The following is a 14,182-nucleotide window of genomic DNA, read 5'->3' on the forward strand; positions in this document are numbered from 1 at the left end:
GGCGGCTATCGCTTGACGATGTCGTAGACGTGGAACTGCGCGTTCAGCCCGTTGACGGCGTAGCCGCTCACCTTCGCCGAGCTGACCACGATCTGCGGGTTGAGATACAGCCAGTCGCTCGCGGCGTCCTCGGCGATCGTGCGCGCGACCCGCCGCAACAGCGCCGCCTGCTCGTCGGCGGTGGCCGCCTCCTCCGACTGCTTGATCCAGGCGGTGACCCGCGGGTTGTCGTAGCCCCAGTAGAAGGCGGGGTCGCCGTACCAGCGGATGTCCCGGTCGTTGACGTGCTCCTGCAGGGTCGCGGCGAAGTCGTGGCGCTGGAAGATCCGGCTGTACCACTCGTCGGCGGTGATGGACCTGATGGTCACCGTGATGCCGACCTTGGCCAGCTCGGACTTGACGAACGTGGCGATGGTGGGATGCGGGTCGTAGCTGGGGGTGTCCAGGGTGAAGGTGAAGCCCGACGGGTATCCGGCCTGGGCGAGCTGTGTCCTGGCCAGCGCCGGGTCGTAGGGGTTCACCCCGGACAGGTCCTCGTACCACGGGTCGGTCGGCGGCACCATCGAGCCGATCAGCGTGCCGTACCCGCCCCAGATCGACTCCAGCAGCTTGCGCTCGTCGATGGCGGAGCTGACGGCCTTGCGGACGAGCACCTTGTCGAAGGGCGGCCTGCGGTCGTTGAAGGCGAGCAGCAGCTTGGTGGTGGACTGCCCCTCGCTGATCCTGAAGTCGGCGCCCTCGGTGAACTGGGCCAGGGCGTCGGGGCTCTGCTCGCTGGTCACCACGTCGACGGCGCCGGTGAGCAGCGCGTTGTTCAGCGCGCTGGCGTCGGTGAAGTAGTGGAAGACCACCTGGTCGCTCTTGGCCGGGGCGCCCCAATAGCCGCCGAACCGGTCCAGGCTCAGCGAGGAGCCGCGCCGCCACTCGCCCAGCTTGTACGGGCCGGTGCCGTCCTCGGTGGTGGTCGGCCGCTTGACCTCGTCGTTGACGATCCAGACCTGGCTCAGGTTGTACACCAGCGAGATCGACCTGCTGGACAGCTTGATCACGACGGTGCCGGCGTCCGGGGTCCGGACGTCGCGGATCATGCTGAGCAGGCTCGTGCGCGAGGACTTGGAGCCCGCGGCGAGGATGCGCTCGATGCTGTACGCGACGTCGTCGCCGGTGAGCGGGTCGCCGGAGTGGAAGCGCACGCCCTCGCGCAACGTGAAGGTGTAGGTGAGGCCGTCGTCGCTGACCTGGTAGCCCGCCGCGAGCAGGTTGTTCACCTTGCCGTCGTCGGTCAGCCGGAAGAGGCCCTCGTAGACGTTGCCGGCCAGCGCCTCGGTCACGCCCTGGCCGCCGCCGCCCGCGTTGTCGAGGTTCTGCGGCTCGTAGAGCGAGCCGACGTTGATCACGACGGCTCCGGCGGAGGGCTCGTCCACCGGTGTCGTGCAGGCTCCGAGTGCCACGGCGAGCACGGTTCCGGCGCAGGCGAACGCGGCGAGCCGCCTCTTGACGATGTGATCGGGCATCAGGATCTGTTCCCACTTCCCTCGAACGCCTGAGCGTCCGGCCTTGCCCCGCGTAATCGGATCAGGCCGACGCGGCGCGCGGCCACGAGGCCCAGCCCGGCCAGTGCGGCGCCCCGTGCGTCGCCGGCCTCCTCGAACGCCACGACGGCGGCCCTGGCCAGCCGCCGCGCCTCCTCCGGCCGCTGCTCCCGCCGGCACAGCGCGCTCAGCGAGGTGAGCACCGCGCCCTCGCCCCTGCGGTCGCCCGCGCGCCGGGCGGCGGCCAGGGCGATGTCATGGGTCTCCCGCCAGCCGGTGAAGGAGAGCCTGGCCTCGAAGATCGGGACCAGGCTGACGGCCAGGTCCCAGCAGAGCTCGGTGAGGCCCGCCCGCGCCGCCTGGCCGACGCCGGAGATCAGCAGGTGGCGTTCGTGCGGCGGCCACTCGGCCGGCGTGGCGGCGAGCCGGCCGACCAGCCTCTCCGGCAGCGCCCAGCGCGGGGCGTCTCCGTGGATGGCGGCGTAGCGGCCGAGGTGACGGTCGTGCACGGCCTCGGCGACGTGCAGCAGGGCGCCCAGCAGCCGGGCGAGCGCGGCGCTCCGCTCGGCGGGCGGTTCCTCGCGGGCCAGGCGTTCCTTGGCGTAGACCCTGATGAGGTCGTGGAAGCGGTAGCGGATCCCGGCGCTCCTGCCCACGCCGGCCGTCTCGACGAGCTGGGCGTCGGCGAGCTCGTCCAGCAGGTCCGCGGTGTCGGCCGGCGACCGGTTCAGCAGCGCGGCGCCCGCCCAGACGGGGAAGGCCGGGACGTCGAGGATGGCCAGGCGGCGGAAGAGGCGGCGGGCGCCCTCGGTCAGGCCGTCGTGGATCACGGAGAGGCCGGCCCGGATCCCCACGTCTCCGAAGCGCAGCTCGTCCAGGCGGCGGGTCTCGTCCCGCAGGCGTTCGACGAGGTGCCGCAGGCCGAGCTCCGGCCGGGCGGCCAGGCGCGCGCCGGCGACGCGCAACGCCAGCGGCAGGTGCCCGCACAGACCGGCGAGCGCGGCGGCGGCCTCGGGCTCGGCCCGCGCCCGCTCGGCGCCCACGATGCGGGCGAGCAGCTCGGCCGATTGCCCGGCCGCGAAGAGCGGCACCTCGACGTGGACCGCGCCGGCCAGCCCCGGCAGCCGCCGGCGGCTGGTGACCATGACGGCCGAGCCGGGGGTGCCGGGCAGCAGCGGGAGCACCTGGCTCTCGTTCGCCGCGTCGTCCAGCACGACCAGCGCCCGGCGGCCGGCGAGCAGGTCGCGGTACCTCTCCGCGCGCTCCTCCAGCCCTTCCGGCAGCGCGGCGGCGGACATGCCGAGCACGACGAGGAACTGCTCCAGCACCTGCTCGGCGCTCGCCCGGTGGGCTGAGCTGCCATGCAGGGCGGCGTAGAGGCGGCCGTCGGGATACCGCTCGGCGCTGCCGTGCGCGACCTGCAGGGCGAGGCTCGTCTTGCCGACCCCGGCCTGGCCGACGAGCACGGTGACGGGGACGGCGAGGCCCGCGCTCTCGCCGGACAGGCGGGCGCCGAGGATCGCCAGCAGTCCGGCGCGGCCGGTGAAGTCCTCGACGCCGGGCGGCAGCATGACCGGCCCGCCGCGGCGCAGCAGCACGCCCGGCGGCGCTTCCCTGCTCTCCCGGTGGTCCAGGATGTCATGGTGATCCAGGATGTCCTGGTGGAGCCGGCGCAGGTCCGCGTTGGGCTCGATGCCGAACTCCGCGGCCCAGGTCTGCCGCGTCCGCCGGTAGACCTCCAGCGCCTCCATCCGCCGGCCCGACCGGTAGAGAGCGGTCATGAGCTGGGCGCGGAAGCGCTCGCGGGCCGGGTGCTCCTCGACCAGCCGGCCGAGCTCGGAGACGAGCCCGCGGTGCGCGCCGATGTCCAGCTCCAGTTGCACGCACTCCTCGATGGTGCTGATCCGCGTCTCGGTGAGCCGGCTCGCGGCGGAGCGCACCTGCTCGCTCCTGATGCCGTCGAAAGGCGGGCCGCGCCACAGGGACAGCGCCGCGCGGAAGAGCCTGGCCGCCTCCGCGTGCCGCCGGAGCTCCCTGAGCCGCCTGGCCCGGACCACGGTCGCCGCGAACCGCTCGGCGTCCACCCATTCGCCGGGGATCCGCAGGGCGTAGCCCCCGGGGGTGGTGACGATGAGGCGGGGGTGGCCGTGCGAGCCGAACAGCCGGCGCAGGGCGGACACGCAGGACTGCACCTGGGCCCGCGACGTGGCCGGGGAGTTGCGGCCGTACACCGCCTCCATCAGGCGAGCGACTATGACCGGCCGGTTGACATCCAGCAAGAGCGCGGCTAACACTATCTGTTGCCGGGCGCTCCCCAGGTCCAGTGGCTCATCGCGCACCTCGGCCCGCAGGGGGCCGAGCATGAAGAACTCCACCCGAATCTCTCCCTGTCGAGAGCCTGTGCGTCGCGAGGCGATCGGCATTCCTGCCAGCAAAGGGCATGAGCAGTACCCCACAGCTTCCGGGCGGTGTCAACGCATGATTGCCAGAAGGGCCGCCCCAAATGGGCGTTTCCGTCCGCCCGGCGGATCGGGCTGCTCTGCTCAGCGGGTGTGGGTGGCGGAGCTGCGGTAGTCGGTGTACGTGTAGGGGTTGTCGAGGATCTTCGCCTCGGGGACGTCCGGGTTCATGCCCTTCTCCCACGCCTCCTCGCCCATCGCGGCCCGCAGGTGCTCGACCGTGCTCTCCACCTGACGGCGGGCCGCGGCCAGGTCGACGCCGAGCAGGCGGTGCTCGTGCTTGACGACGCGCCCGCCGACCAGGACGGTGTGCACGTCGCCGCGCTGAGCCTGGAACGCCACGTGGCCGAACGGGTTGAGCAGCGGGAACGACACCGGTGACGTGTCGTTCTTGATGAGCACGAGGTCGGCCTTCTTGCCGGGCTCGACGGCCCCCAGGTCATCGCGGCCGAGCGCGCGGGCGCCGCCCCGGGTGGCCCACTCGACGACCTGGTCGGCCCGCAGGCCGCAGTGCGTGATGGTGTCGCCCTTGGCGTGCGCCTCCAGGTGCTCGCGGGAGCGGTCGGCGCCGAGCGTGGCGCGCATGGCGGAGAACAGGTCGCCGCTCCACCAGACGCTGGTGTCCATGGACAGCGAGACCGGGATGCCGTGGGCGCGCACCGCCCACGTGGGCGGGTAACCCTGGCCCGCGCTCTGCTCGCTCTCCGTCGAGACCGAGATCGAGCCGCCGGTGGCCGCGATGCGGTGGTAGGAGTCGGCCGACAACGAGGCGGCGTGCACGTAGATCGTCTCAGGGGTCATGAAGCCGTGCTCGTACATGAGCCGCAGGCCCTCGTCGCTGGTGGCGCCCCACACCCCGGCGTGCGTGGTGACGGCCACCCCCAGCTCCCGCGCCACCTCGAACGCCGCCTTCTCCGGGAAGGCCGGATCGCCGAGCACGTCGAAGGCGATCTGGAAGCCGAACAGGTCGTCGCCGGTGACCCGCCGGCTGACGAAGTCGCGGAACTCCGGCGCGGTCGTCCACGCGGCCGGCGGTTGCTGGATGTTGCCGTACGCGAGCACGTGGCGGCCTGGCACGGCCTGGAGCGCGTCGGCGGCGGCGTCGGCGTGGTCGACCGTCTGGAGGCCGTGTGACCAGTCGACGACCGTGGTGACGCCGGCGTCGACGGCCTCGATCGCGGCGAGCGTGTTGCCCGCGTGCACGTCCTCGGGCCGGAACAACTTGCCGTGCTCCAGGTAGTACCAGACGAAGTACTGCGTGAGCGTCCAGTCGGCGCCGTAGCCGCGCATCGCCGTCTGCCACATGTGCCGGTGCGTGTCGATCATGCCCGGCATGACGATGCCGTCCGTGGCGTCGATCTCGACCGCGTCCTGAGGCGCCGCCAGCCCGGGCCCGACGGCCGCGATGGTGTCGCCGATGACGAGCACGTCCGTGCGGGGCAGCACCCGCCTGCCGTCCATCGGCAGCACCGTGCCGCCGCGCAGCACCACGGGCCGTCCAGCCTCGAACTCGCTCATCGCCGTACTCCGATCTGCCGAACGGCTGTCCGGTCAACGGTCACTCTGTTCGCCGTAACTCTACGATCGGCGTCGTGCCTGTCAAGGGCTTGGGCCGCGCCAGTGAGCTGTGCCAGAATCGCGATTACGGACATACGTCCGCTGGGCGAACATGGAGGTGGGGCGTGAGCGAAGGCCCGCTGTCCGGCGTGCTGGTGGCCGACTTCTCCAGAGTCCTGGCCGGGCCCTACGCCACGATGTTGCTGGCGGACCTCGGCGCCGACGTCATCAAGGTCGAGGGGCCTGCGGGGGACGACACTCGCAACTGGACGCCGCCGGCGCGCGAGGAGGTCTCCACCTACTATCTCGGCGTCAACCGGGGCAAGCGCTCCATCGCGCTCGACCTACGCGACGACGGCGACGCCGGGCTGGCCAGGGAGCTGGCCAGCCGCGCGGACGTGCTGATCGAGAACTTCCGGCCCGGCGGGCTGGCCAGGTTCGGGCTCGGGTTCGACGCCGTGCGGGCGGCGAACCCCAGCGTCGTGTACGCCTCCATCAGCGGGTTCGGCTCGGGCGCCGGAGCCGGGGTGCCGGGCTACGACCTGATGGTGCAGGCCATGTCGGGGTTGATGAGCCTCACCGGAGACGCCGATGGGCCGCCGTACCGGGCCGGGATCTCGGTGTTCGACGTGATGGCCGGCAACCACGCGGTCATCGGCATCCTCGCCGCGCTGCGCCACCGCGAGGCCACCGGGCAGGGCCAGCACGTCGAGGTGAACCTGCTGTCGTCGGCGCTGACCGGGCTGGTCAACCACAGCTCCGCCTATGTCGCGGGCGGCGTCGTGCCTTACCGGATGGGCAACGCGCATCCGAGCGTGTTCCCGTACGAGCCGCTGCCGACCGCCGACAACGACCTCATCGTCACCGCCGCCAACGACGGCCAGTTCCGTAAGCTCTGCGCGGTCCTGGGCATCCCCGAGGTCGCCGACGACCCGCGTTTCGCCCGCAACGCCGATCGCACCGCGCACCGCGACGAGCTGCGCCCGATCCTGGTCGGGCGGCTGGCCCTGCGGGGGGCGGTGGAGTGGTTCGAGCTGCTGGTCGAGGCCGGGGTGCCGAGCGGGCCGATCAACACGATCGACGGCGGGTTCGCCATGGCCGAGCGGTTCGGGCTCGACCCCGTCGTGGAGGTGGGGAAGGGTGATCGGGCGGTGCCGACGACCCGGCATCCGATCCGGTTCTCGGAGACACCCGTCAGCTATGCGCTGCCGCCACCGGAGCTCGACGAGCACGGCGCGGAGCTGCGCGCGTGGCTCACCGCGCCCGCGAAAGGAGAGCGGCCGTGACGGAGGAGAACCGGACACCGAAGGTGTATCCGACGGCGCTCGGGGCGTCTACGCGGGAGTCGATCACGCTGCTCGGGCACGACCTGGCCGCCGAGGTGATGGGCGAGGTCGGGTTCGGGGAGCTGGCGTTCTGGCTGGCCACGCAGCGCCGTCCCACGCCGGGCGAGACGCGCGTGTTCGAGGCGGTGCTGGCCGCGCTGGCCGACCACGGGTTCACGCCCACCGCGATCGTGACGCGGCTGACGTACCTGTCGGCGCCCGACTCCGTACAGGGGGCTCTGGCCGCCGGGCTGCTCGGCGGCGGCTCGCGCTTCCTCGGCGTCACCGAGGACTGCGGGCGTTTCCTGCACGACGTGCTCGCCACGCACGACCCGCCGCCGGCGGACGACGCCGGCTGGGACGCCCTCGCCCTGGAGACCGTGCGCGCCCGGCGCGCGGCGCGCGGGCTGATCCCCGGCCTCGGCCACCACGTGCACAAGGACGTCGATCCGCGCACCCCCCGCCTGTTCCAGATCGCCACCGAAGAGGGGCTGTACGGGCCGCACCTGTCGTTGTTCGCCGCCATCGGCCGCGTGCATCCGCAGGTCCTGGGCAGAACGTTGCCGCTCAACGGCGCCGGCGTCTGCGGCGCGGCGCTGGCCGACCTGGGCCTGCCGCTGGAGCTGCTGCGCGCCTTCGCGCTGCTGGCCAGGACCGCCGGGCTGATCGGGCAGCTCGCCGAGGAGCTGCGCAGTCCGGTGGCCGGCGACATCTTCCTGTCGGTGGACCTCAACAACCGCTCCATCCCGCCCGAGCCGCTCGCCAACGGAGGCACGCATGGCTGAACTCGTCGCGGTCATCGCATCCACCCACCACCCCTTCTACTACCGGGCCAGCACCTCCACCGGCGCGGACCGCCCGCCGTTCGCCGACGAGTGGGTGCGCAAGGTCGAGGCGTTCCGCGAGACCCTGACCAGGGCCAGACCGGACGTGCTGGTCATGGTCGGGTCCGACCACTTCCACCAGCTCTGGCTGGACAACATGCCGCAGTTCCTGATCGGCAAGGCGCCCTTCTACGACGGCAACTGGCACAACGAGGAGCGCGAGTTCGGCCTGCCCAGGATGGTGTTCACCGGGCAGGAGGACCTGTCGGCGCACCTCCTGCGCGAAGGCCTGGACGCCGGCTTCGACCTGGCCTTCTCCAACGAGTTGCGGATCGACCACTCGATCACCTGCCCGATCATCACCCTGCGCCCGCAGAGCGACCTGCCGATCGTGCCGATCTACACCAACATCTTCGCCCCGCCGCTGCCGCGGCCGAAGCGGTTCGTGCAGCTCGGGCGGCTGATCAGGGAGCTGGTGGAGTCGTGGCCGGCGGACCGGCGCGTCGCGGTCATCGGCACCGGCCACCTGTCGCTGGAGCTCGGCGGGCCCCGCCAGTTCGGGCCGCACGGGCCCGACCCCGCGTTCGACCGCAAGGCCGTCGAGTGGATCTCCTCCGGGGACATCGAGGGCAGCCTGGCGGAGGTCACCCTGGACAGCCTGTGGGAGCCCGGCAACGCCACCCACGGGTTCATGGACTTCATGCTGATGATGGGCGTGGCGGGCGAGGGCCAGAAGGCCGACTACGTCGACACCTACGACCTGTTCCACACCATGGAGGCGTACTTCACCTGGTATCCGAACGGAGGCGGCAAATGAGCAGATACCTGGTGAACAAGTTCCTCTTCACCGTCGACCGTGACCCCGCGCTGGTCGAGCGCTACCGCGAGCAGCCCCGCGCGACCGTGGCCTGGTGGGAGGCCGAGCGGGCCAACGCGCTGCTGAACTGCCACGACGCCGAGGCGAGCACCTGGTTGCGGTTCGCCGACGACGAGCGCGAGGCGCTGGCCGGCCACGACTATCCCAAGCTGTTCGAGCTGGGCGCGCATCCGTTCCTGACGCTGACGCTGTTCATCGCCATGTTCGAGCGCGACCACGCCGAGCCGCTGGGTTTCCAGAAGGAGTATGCCCAGCGGCTGGCGCACTTCGCGCTGCCTTATCCGGACATCGCCACCTGAGCACGCGCGCCACCCACATCGAGACCCGCATCCGGCCACCCGGATCGCCGTCCGGGCGCCGTCCGGATCGCCGTCCGGATCGAGACCCACGGCCGGCGGCTCCGGGTCGCCGACCTGCGCCGCGCCGCTCCGTGCTCGTCAGGACACGGTCGCGTGCGGGACCGCCTCGTACATCGCCCAGTCGGCACTGATCGCGCCCGCCGTCCTGAGCAGCAGCGGCAGGTGCTCATCGGCGAGCCGGGCCACCGACGTCTCGGCGGCGTGCGCGTTGACGTTGATCGCCGCGATCACGTTGCCGAGGCCGTCGCGGAGTGGCGCCGCCACGCTGCGGATCCCCAGGGCGAGCTCCTCGTCCGTCATCGCCCACCCCTTCGCCCTGACCTCGCGCAGCGCCGCCTCCCGCTCGTCCGGCTCGGGCCGCCAGCGCGGATCGACCCCGGAGCGGCTCGGCTCGGCGAGCACCCGGTCCACCTCGGCGGGCGGCAGCGCGGCCAGCAGCACCTTGCCGAGAGAGGTCTGCAGCGCCGGGAACCGTGTCCCGATCTGCACCGACAGGGTGACGATCTTGGGCACGGCCACCCGGGCGACGTAGACGATGTCGGAGCCGTCGAGCTGGGCGATGGAGGAGGACTCGTTGGTCCGCGCCACCAGCCACTCCATGTGCGGCCGGGCCACCTCCCACAACCCCATCGACCGCACGTACGTCACGCCCAGCTCCAGCACTCGCGGGGTGAGCGCGTAGCCGCCCTGCTCGCTCCTGGCGTAGCCGAGCTCCTGCAGCGTGAGCAGGATGCGGCGGGCCGTGGGCCGGGCCAGGCCGGCAGCGGTCGCCACCTCCGTCAGGGACATGACGGGACGGCCCGGCTGGAACGCCCTGATCACATCGAGGCCGCGGGCCAGCGCCTCGATGAAATCGGGTCCGGTCTCAGCACGTGCCATGAACGCCTCCCAGCTCGGTATCCGCCGATCCGACTCTAGACCGTGACGGCCCGCTGTCCGCACAGCGGCGCTCAGGCACCACCCGCGCGACTCGCACCTATGCCCGGCGACGATCCTCCCGACGGTATTGCTGATCGGCAGACGGACTACTGTCCGCTTACCAGCGCGGGGGCTGAGGGCACGTGCGAGACGGTCCAGCCACTCGGGCCACTCGGCGGCATCCGTTTTTCCGCCGGGCCGGCCCGGCGCCGTTTCGCCCTCATGTCGACCTGGTTACAGATCACGTCTATACACCAAACCAAGCGCTTGCTACGCTCCGCCCATGATGTCCACGGTGGTCTGGGGCACGGGCAACGTCGGACGCGCGGCCATCCGCGCCGTCGAGGCCCATCCGCAGCTGAAGCTCACGGCCGTGCTCGTTCACGACCCGGCCAAGACCGGCCGCGACGCCGGCGAGCTCGCCGGGCTCGGCCACGACCTGGGCGTCACGGCGACCGACGACGTCGGCGCGGTGCTGGCGGCGAGCCCGCGCGCCGTCGTCTACGCCGCCTCCGGCGACATCCGCCCCGACGAGGCCCTCGCCGACGTCATCCGGGCCGTCCGGGCCGGGGCCGTGGTCGTCACCCCCTCCCTGTACGCGCTCTACGACCAGCGCGGCGCCCCGCCCGAGCTGCGGGATCAGGTGCTGGCGGCCATCGGCGACGGCGGCGGCTCCCTGTTCGTCTCGGGCGTCGACCCCGGCTGGGGCAACGACGTGCTGCCCCTGCTGATCAGCGGGCTCGGCACCATCGTCGAGGCCGTCCGCTGCCAGGAGATCTTCGACTACTCCACCTACGACCAGCCCGACTCGGTGCGCTACCTGGTCGGCATGGGCCAGCCGATGGACTACGAGCCCCCGATGATCGCCCCGACGGTCCCGTCCATGGTCTGGGGCGGCCAGGTACGCCTGATGGCCAGGGCACTCGGCGTCGAGCTGGACGAGATCCGCGAGAGTGTGCAGCGGCGCCCGCTCGACGCCACGGTGGGCACCGCGACGATGGGCGAGTTCGAGGCGGGCACGCAGGGCGCGGTGCGGTTCGAGGTGCAGGGCGTCGTCGAGGGCGTGCCGCGCATCATCGTCGAGCACGTCACCCGCATCCACCCGTCGTGCGCGCCGGACTGGCCGAGCCCGCCCGGCGGCGGCGACGGCGCGCACCGGGTGATCATCGAGGGCGACCCGCGCATCGAGGTGACGGTCGAGGCCACCGACGAGCACGGCAACCACTCCGCGGGCGGGAACGCCACCGCCGCCGGCCGCCTGGTGAGCGCCATCGACTGGCTCGCGGACGCCGAGCCGGGGCTCTACGACGCGCTCGACGTGCCCCTGCGCCCCGCGACCGGCCGGCTCGGAAGGAAGAACCCCGCGTGAACATCGACGTCCCCGAGGGCAAGGACCCGATCGAGTACGTGTGGGGCGAGATGGTCCCCGGCATCGGGATCGCCGCCTCGAAGTTCTCCATGGCGGTGTACGCCCACACGACCCTCGGCCTGCGCGAGTTCGAGGCCGCCCGGTTGCGGATCGCGCAGCTCAACGGCTGCGCCTTCTGCCTGGACTGGCGCACGGAGCGGGACGGGCAGCGGGTCGAGGACGGCTTCGCCGACGCGGTGACGGAGTGGCGCACCACCGGCGTCTTCGACGAGCGCACCCGCCTGGCCGCCGAGTACGCCGAACGCTACACCCTGGACCACCACGGCCTCGACGAGGAGTTCTGGTCCCGGATGACGGCCTGCTACAGCCAACTGGAGATCGTCGAGCTGAGCATGAGCATCGGCTCGTGGCTGGCGTTCGGCCGGCTCAACCATGTGCTGGGCCTCGACACCACGTGCCGGCTGCCCAGCGGCCCATCCCCCGCCCCCGGGCGGGCCCGTCCGTAGGAGTGGCTTCATGCGTCACGACATCGGCATCTCACGCCGCGGATTCATCGCGGGAGCCGGCGCCCTCGGGGTCGCCGCGCTCACCAGCCCGCAACCCGCCGCCGCGGCCCCGTCGGCACCGATCGCCGACGGCGCCCGCGTCCCCGTCCTGGTGATCGGCACCGGCTACGGCGGCGCGGTCGCCGCGCTGCGCCTCGGCCAGGCGGGCGTGGACGTGCACATGGTCGAGATGGGCATGGCCTGGGACACCCCCGGCACCGACGGCAAGATCTTCTGCAACACGCGCGAGCCGGACTACCGCTCCTACTGGCTGCGCACCAGGACCAAGGCTCCGCTCAACTACTTCCTCGGCTTCCCGATCGACCGGGACATCCCGCGCCACACCGGCATCCTGGACGCGGAGGACTTCGCCGGCATCACGGTCTACCAGGGCCGCGGCGTCGGCGGCGGCTCGCTGGTGAACGGCGGCATGGCGGTCACCCCCAAACGCGAGAACTTCGCCTCCGTCCTCCCCTCGGTCGACGCCGCCGAGATGTACGACGTCTACTACCCGCGCGCCAACGCCGGCCTGGGGGTCGGCCTGATCGACCCGGCCTGGTTCGACACCACCGCCGCCTACCAGTACGCCCGGGTCGGCCGCAAACACGCCCAGCGCTCCGGCTTCCCGTTCGTCTTCGTGCCCGACGTGTACGACTGGAACTACATGAAGCAGGAGGCGGCCGGCACCGCCCCCAAGTCGGCGCTGGCCGGCGAGATCCTCTACGGCAACAACTACGGCAAGAAGTCCCTGCAGAAGACCTACCTCGCCCAGGCCAAGGCCACCGGCAGGGTCGCCATCTCCCCGCTGCACCGGGTCACCACGGTCGCGCCCGCCACCGGCGGCGGCTACACGGTCGTCATCGAGCAGCTCGACACGACCGGCGCCGTCACGGCCACCAAGCGGGTGACCGCGCAGCGGGTGTTCTTCGCCGCGGGCAGCGTCGGCACCAGCAAGCTGCTGGTCAAGCTGAAGGCCACCGGCTCACTGCCCAGCCTGAACGGCGAGGTCGGCAAGGGCTGGGGCGACAACGGCAACGTCATGTGCGGCCGGGCCAACCACCTGTGGGACCCGACGGGCAGCCTCCAGTCGTCCATCCCCTGCTCCGGCATCGACAACTGGGCCGCCGGAGGCGCGTTCGCCGAGGTCGCGCCGCTGCCCACCGGCATCGAGACGTTCGCCTCGTTCTACCTGTCGATCACCAGGAACCCGAACCGCGCCCAGTTCTCCTGGAACGCCGCGACGGGCAAGGTGGACCTGAGCTGGCAGACGGCCTGGAAGCAGCCGTCCATCGACATGGCCAAGACGATCTTCGACAAGATCAACGCCAAGGAGGGGACGATCTACCGCACCGACCTCTTCGGCATCTACAAGATCTGGGGCGACCACCTCACCTACCATCCGCTCGGCGGCGCGGTCCTGAACCGGGCCACCGACAACTACGGCCGCCTGGCCGCCTATCCCGGCCTGTACGTCATCGACGGCGCGCTGATCCCCGGCAACACCACCGTCAACCCCTTCGTCACCATCACGGCACTCGCCGAGCGGAACATCGAGAAGATCATCGCCACCGACCTGTAGTGGCCCTCTGCCGCCCTCGGAAGGCTGGCACATCTCACATCGGTGGTTCACGATGGTGAGCCGGATCTGCCATCACAAGGAAGGTCGATGCCATGCGTTCACGTGCTTGGGCGGCGTTATCCGCCGTGGCCGCCGTCTGCCTGCTCGCTTCTCAGCCGGCGGCGGCGCAGGCGGCGGTGAAGTTCTACGCCGACTCGGGGGACTCGTGCGTCCGCGGGATCACCGAGGGAATCCTGGAACAGGTGCAGGGCCCCGTCATCCGGCCGACCGTCCGGGTCAGCGGCTACCTGGCCGACGAGACGTCCAGCTCGCCGTGCGCCCTCGACAACCTGCACTCCCGGGCCACCTTCAACGGCTACAACGGCACCACCCTCGTCGACACGGAGACGGTCAAGGCCGACAACGCGACGGTCCCGCTCTCCTTCACGCTGTCCGACGCCGCGGGGGTCACGGTCATCGAGCGCGTGGTCGTGACCGTGTGCCGCCACCCCAACTCCCCCATCGGGATCAGCTACTGCGGCAAGGCCGCGACGTACAAGCTGCCCTGAGCCCGCGAGCGGTACCTGAGGATGACGGGAGGTTCCTCCCGGAGCCGGATGGCGTCGCCGGGTGATCTGGCCGACGATCGTGTCCCCCGATGATGGGACGCGACATGCGACGACCAGTCCTCGTTCTCACCCTCTTGCTCGGGCTCGTCCTGCCTCTCACGCCCGTGGCCCCGGCCGCCGGAGCCACGGGCGCCATCTCCTGGACACCGTGTGCGGACAATCCCGCGGTCGAGTGCGGCACGCTCACCGTGCCCGTCGATTGGCACACCCCTGGCGGCGCGACGCGATGA

General features: G+C 71.7%; 13 protein-coding genes. 9 read left to right on the forward strand and 4 right to left on the reverse strand.

Translation table 11 applies throughout. The features are described from left to right. Positions 1–5: 5 nt before the first annotated feature. From ACWD0F_RS48780 to ACWD0F_RS48790, 3 genes are all read right to left on the reverse strand, one after another. Positions 6–1,514, reverse strand: coding sequence for an ABC transporter substrate-binding protein (locus ACWD0F_RS48780; protein WP_449889512.1), 1,509 nt, complete (start codon positions 1,512–1,514; stop codon positions 6–8). Next, positions 1,514–3,907: a BTAD domain-containing putative transcriptional regulator gene (locus ACWD0F_RS48785; protein ID WP_449889514.1), complete on the reverse strand. Its 2,394-nt coding sequence runs from the start codon at positions 3,905–3,907 to the stop codon at positions 1,514–1,516. Before ACWD0F_RS48785 ends, ACWD0F_RS48780 begins: the two co-directional genes overlap by 1 nt. Positions 3,908–4,075: 168 nt before the next feature. Further along, positions 4,076–5,509 (reverse strand): amidohydrolase family protein, encoded by a 1,434-nt coding sequence (locus ACWD0F_RS48790; protein ID WP_449889517.1) that lies wholly within the window; start codon positions 5,507–5,509, stop codon positions 4,076–4,078. A gap of 164 nt (positions 5,510–5,673) precedes the next feature. On the opposite strand from ACWD0F_RS48790, the gene ACWD0F_RS48795 reads away from it, so the two are divergent. The 4 genes from ACWD0F_RS48795 to ACWD0F_RS48810 are packed head-to-tail and all read left to right on the forward strand — an operon-like array spanning position 5,674 to position 8,873. Continuing rightward, complete coding sequence (locus tag ACWD0F_RS48795) at positions 5,674–6,834, forward strand: CaiB/BaiF CoA transferase family protein (RefSeq protein ID WP_449889519.1); 1,161 nt, start codon at positions 5,674–5,676, stop codon at positions 6,832–6,834. Then, entirely contained in the window at positions 6,831–7,658 is an 828-nt protein-coding gene (locus tag ACWD0F_RS48800; RefSeq protein WP_449889521.1) for a citryl-CoA lyase, read from the forward strand. The genes ACWD0F_RS48795 and ACWD0F_RS48800 overlap by 4 nt, the downstream gene beginning before the upstream one ends. Continuing rightward, entirely contained in the window at positions 7,651–8,514 is an 864-nt protein-coding gene (locus ACWD0F_RS48805) for a DODA-type extradiol aromatic ring-opening family dioxygenase (RefSeq protein WP_449889522.1), read from the forward strand. Before ACWD0F_RS48800 ends, ACWD0F_RS48805 begins: the two co-directional genes overlap by 8 nt. Continuing rightward, complete coding sequence (locus tag ACWD0F_RS48810) at positions 8,511–8,873, forward strand: hypothetical protein (protein ID WP_449889524.1); 363 nt, start codon at positions 8,511–8,513, stop codon at positions 8,871–8,873. The genes ACWD0F_RS48805 and ACWD0F_RS48810 overlap by 4 nt, the downstream gene beginning before the upstream one ends. Before the next feature lie 138 nt (positions 8,874–9,011). Here ACWD0F_RS48810 and ACWD0F_RS48815 read toward each other — a convergent pair whose 3' ends face one another. Further along, entirely contained in the window at positions 9,012–9,812 is an 801-nt protein-coding gene (locus tag ACWD0F_RS48815) for an IclR family transcriptional regulator domain-containing protein (protein WP_449889526.1), read from the reverse strand. Positions 9,813–10,134: 322 nt separating this feature from the next. On the opposite strand from ACWD0F_RS48815, the gene ACWD0F_RS48820 reads away from it, so the two are divergent. The 5 genes from ACWD0F_RS48820 to ACWD0F_RS48840 all read left to right on the forward strand — a co-directional run bounded on the left by ACWD0F_RS48820 (position 10,135) and on the right by ACWD0F_RS48840 (position 14,182). After that, positions 10,135–11,220: an NAD(P)H-dependent amine dehydrogenase family protein gene (locus tag ACWD0F_RS48820; RefSeq protein ID WP_449889528.1), complete on the forward strand. Its 1,086-nt coding sequence runs from the start codon at positions 10,135–10,137 to the stop codon at positions 11,218–11,220. Continuing rightward, on the forward strand, positions 11,217–11,726 hold the full coding sequence (locus ACWD0F_RS48825) for a carboxymuconolactone decarboxylase family protein (protein ID WP_449889529.1): 510 nt from the start codon (positions 11,217–11,219) through the stop codon (positions 11,724–11,726). The genes ACWD0F_RS48820 and ACWD0F_RS48825 overlap by 4 nt, the downstream gene beginning before the upstream one ends. A gap of 10 nt (positions 11,727–11,736) precedes the next feature. Beyond that, positions 11,737–13,344, forward strand: coding sequence for a GMC oxidoreductase (locus tag ACWD0F_RS48830; RefSeq protein ID WP_449889530.1), 1,608 nt, complete (start codon positions 11,737–11,739; stop codon positions 13,342–13,344). A gap of 92 nt (positions 13,345–13,436) precedes the next feature. Continuing rightward, on the forward strand, positions 13,437–13,892 hold the full coding sequence (locus ACWD0F_RS48835) for a hypothetical protein (protein ID WP_449889531.1): 456 nt from the start codon (positions 13,437–13,439) through the stop codon (positions 13,890–13,892). A gap of 104 nt (positions 13,893–13,996) precedes the next feature. Continuing rightward, a complete protein-coding gene (locus tag ACWD0F_RS48840; RefSeq protein ID WP_449889534.1) occupies positions 13,997–14,182 on the forward strand; it encodes a hypothetical protein in 186 nt (61 codons plus the stop codon).

Source organism: Nonomuraea sp. NPDC002799 (assembly GCF_053592075.1).

Bases quoted from the DNA above. Each gene is read 5' to 3' on its own strand.
- ACWD0F_RS48820 (WP_449889528.1), top strand. From the start codon at position 10,135: ATGATGTCCACGGTGGTCTGGGGCACGGGCAACGTCGGACGCGCGGCC.
- ACWD0F_RS48835 (WP_449889531.1), top strand. From the start codon at position 13,437: ATGCGTTCACGTGCTTGGGCGGCGTTATCCGCCGTGGCCGCCGTCTGC.
- ACWD0F_RS48780 (WP_449889512.1), bottom strand. From the start codon at position 1,514: ATGCCCGATCACATCGTCAAGAGGCGGCTCGCCGCGTTCGCCTGCGCC.
- ACWD0F_RS48810 (WP_449889524.1), top strand. From the start codon at position 8,511: ATGAGCAGATACCTGGTGAACAAGTTCCTCTTCACCGTCGACCGTGAC.
- ACWD0F_RS48815 (WP_449889526.1), bottom strand. From the start codon at position 9,812: ATGGCACGTGCTGAGACCGGACCCGATTTCATCGAGGCGCTGGCCCGC.
- ACWD0F_RS48805 (WP_449889522.1), top strand. From the start codon at position 7,651: ATGGCTGAACTCGTCGCGGTCATCGCATCCACCCACCACCCCTTCTAC.
- ACWD0F_RS48840 (WP_449889534.1), top strand. From the start codon at position 13,997: ATGCGACGACCAGTCCTCGTTCTCACCCTCTTGCTCGGGCTCGTCCTG.
- ACWD0F_RS48830 (WP_449889530.1), top strand. From the start codon at position 11,737: ATGCGTCACGACATCGGCATCTCACGCCGCGGATTCATCGCGGGAGCC.
- ACWD0F_RS48790 (WP_449889517.1), bottom strand. From the start codon at position 5,509: ATGAGCGAGTTCGAGGCTGGACGGCCCGTGGTGCTGCGCGGCGGCACG.